Origin of the sequence: Aerococcus sp. NPDC058936 (assembly GCF_042741995.1) — a bacterium.
Taxonomy (GTDB): domain Bacteria; phylum Bacillota; class Bacilli; order Lactobacillales; family Aerococcaceae; genus Aerococcus.
The window spans coordinates 1-2782 of record NZ_JBHYKZ010000016.1 but is presented as its reverse complement, the minus strand read 5'-3'; the positions used below and the strand labels follow the sequence as shown (position 1 = coordinate 2782).

Here is a 2782-nt window from a genome sequence, read left to right as displayed (position 1 = left end):
TTCGCTCAAAACTGAATCTGTAAGTCGTCTACCATTCCATCATACAATCTTATATCCATTGGATAAGTCCTCGACCGATTAGTACTAGTCCGCTCCATACATCGCTGCACTTCCACTTCTAGCCTATCTACCTGATCGTCTCTCAGGGGTCTTACTATCTTAAAGATATGGGAAATCTCATCTTGAGGAGGGCTTCACGCTTAGATGCTTTCAGCGTTTATCCCATCCACACATAGCTACCCAGCGATGCTCTTGGCAGAACAACTGGTACACCAGCGGTGTGTCCATCCCGGTCCTCTCGTACTAAGGACAGCTCCTCTCAAATTTCCAACGCCCGCGACGGATAGGGACCGAACTGTCTCACGACGTTCTGAACCCAGCTCGCGTACCGCTTTAATGGGCGAACAGCCCAACCCTTGGGACCGACTTCAGCCCCAGGATGCGATGAGCCGACATCGAGGTGCCAAACCTCCCCGTCGATGTGAACTCTTGGGGGAGATAAGCCTGTTATCCCCAGGGTAGCTTTTATCCGTTGAGCGATGGCCCTTCCATGCGGAACCACCGGATCACTAAGCCCGACTTTCGTCCCTGCTCGACTTGTAGGTCTCGCAGTCAAGCTCCCTTCTGCCTTTACACTCTGCGAATGATTTCCAACCATTCTGAGGGAACCTTTGGGCGCCTCCGTTACATTTTAGGAGGCGACCGCCCCAGTCAAACTGCCCGACTGACACTGTCTCCCGACCGGATTACGGTCGCGGGTTAGAGTGGCCATGTCACAAGGGTAGTATCCCACCAGTGCCTCCACCGAAACTAGCGTTCCGGCTTCAATGGCTCCTACCTATCCTGTACATGTCACACAGACACTCAATATCAACCTGCAGTAAAGCTCCATGGGGTCTTTCCGTCCTGTCGCGGGTAACCAGCATCTTCACTGGTACTACAATTTCACCGAGTCTCTCGTTGAGACAGTGCCCAAATCGTTACGCCTTTCGTGCGGGTCAGAACTTACCTGACAAGGAATTTCGCTACCTTAGGACCGTTATAGTTACGGCCGCCGTTTACTGGGGCTTCAATTCGTACCTTCGCTAATGCTAAGCACTCCTCTTAACCTTCCAGCACCGGGCAGGCGTCAGCCCCTATACGTCATCTTTCGATTTTGCAGAGACCTGTGTTTTTGATAAACAGTCGCTTGGGCCTATTCACTGCGGCTGACCAATGGTCAGCACCCCTTCTCCCGAAGTTACGGGGTTATTTTGCCGAGTTCCTTAACGAGAGTTCGCTCGCTCACCTTAGGATGCTCTCCTCGACTACCTGTGTCGGTTTGCGGTACGGGTTGTTTGTATCTAACTAGAAACTTTTCTTGGCAGTGTGACGTCAGCAGCTTCGGTACTATATTTCCCTCCTCATCACAGCTTATCTTTAACACGAAGCATTTCACTCTGTGTCAGACTCACTGCTTGAACACGAATCCAATAACGTGCTCTGCTTAGCCTCCTGCGTCCTTCCTTTGGTCAAACAATACAAACAAGTACAGGAATCTCAACCTGTTGTCCATCGCCTACACCTTTCGGTCTCGGCTTAGGTCCCGACTAACCCTGGGAGGACGAGCCTTCCCCAGGAAACCTTAGTCATACGGTGGACGGGATTCTCACCCGTCTTTCGCTACTCATACCGGCATTCTCACTTCTAAGCGCTCCACAAGTCCTCTCGATCTTGCTTCTCTGCCCTTAGAACGCTCTCCTACCATATCCATGCGGATATCCACAGCTTCGGTGTTCAGTTTAGCCCCGGTACATTTTCGGCGCAGGGTCACTCGACTAGTGAGCTATTACGCACTCTTTAAATGATGGCTGCTTCTAAGCCAACATCCTAGTTGTCTAAGCAACCCCACATCCTTTTCCACTTAACTGAAACTTTGGGACCTTAGCTGGTGGTCTGGGCTGTTTCCCTTTCAACTACGGATCTTATCACTCGCAGTTTGACTCCCGGATTAAAATATTTGGCATTCGGAGTTTATCAGATTTCGGTAATCCTAGATGGACCCCTAGATCAAACAGTGCTCTACCTCCAATATTCATCATCCGAGGCTAGCCCTAAAGCTATTTCGGAGAGAACCAGCTATCTCCAAGTTCGATTGGAATTTCTCCGCTACCCACACGTCATCCCCGCCTTTTTCAACAGACGTGGGTTCGGGCCTCCAGTGCGTTTTACCGCACCTTCACCCTGCACATGGGTAGGTCACTTGGTTTCGGGTATACGACTACATACTCGACGCCCTATTCAGACTCGCTTTCGCTATGGCTCCGTTTCTTCAACTTAACCTTGCATGCAATCGTAACTCGCCGGTCCGTTCTACAAAAAGTACGCCATCACCCATTAACGGGCTCTGACTGCTTGTAAGCGCACGGTTTCAGGTACTATTTCACTCCCCTTCCGGGGTGCTTTTCACCTTTCCCTCACGGTACTGGTTCACTATCGGTCACTAGGGAGTATTTAGCCTTGGGAGATGGTCCTCCCGGATTCCGACGGAATTACACGTGTTCCGCCGTACTCAGGATACAGACTAGCGTTATTGATCTTTCGTCTACGGGATTGTCACCCTCTGTGATTGGCCTTCCCATGCCATTCGACTAAATCTTTAACTACATATCGTCTGTCCTACAACCCCAAAGAGCAAGCTCTTTGGTTTGGGCTCTTTCCGTTTCGCTCGCCGCTACTCAGGAAATCGAATTTTCTTTCTCTTCCTACAGGTAATGAGATGTTTCAGTTCCCTGCGTCTTCC

At 50.5% G+C, this 2782-nt stretch carries 1 rRNA gene; it reads right to left on the bottom strand.

Going from position 1 to position 2782, the window contains the following annotated elements:
- Window positions 1–58: 58 nt before the first annotated feature.
- Window positions 59–2782: ribosomal RNA gene (locus ACFW0C_RS09690) — 23S ribosomal RNA — on the bottom strand; the annotation flags it as partial.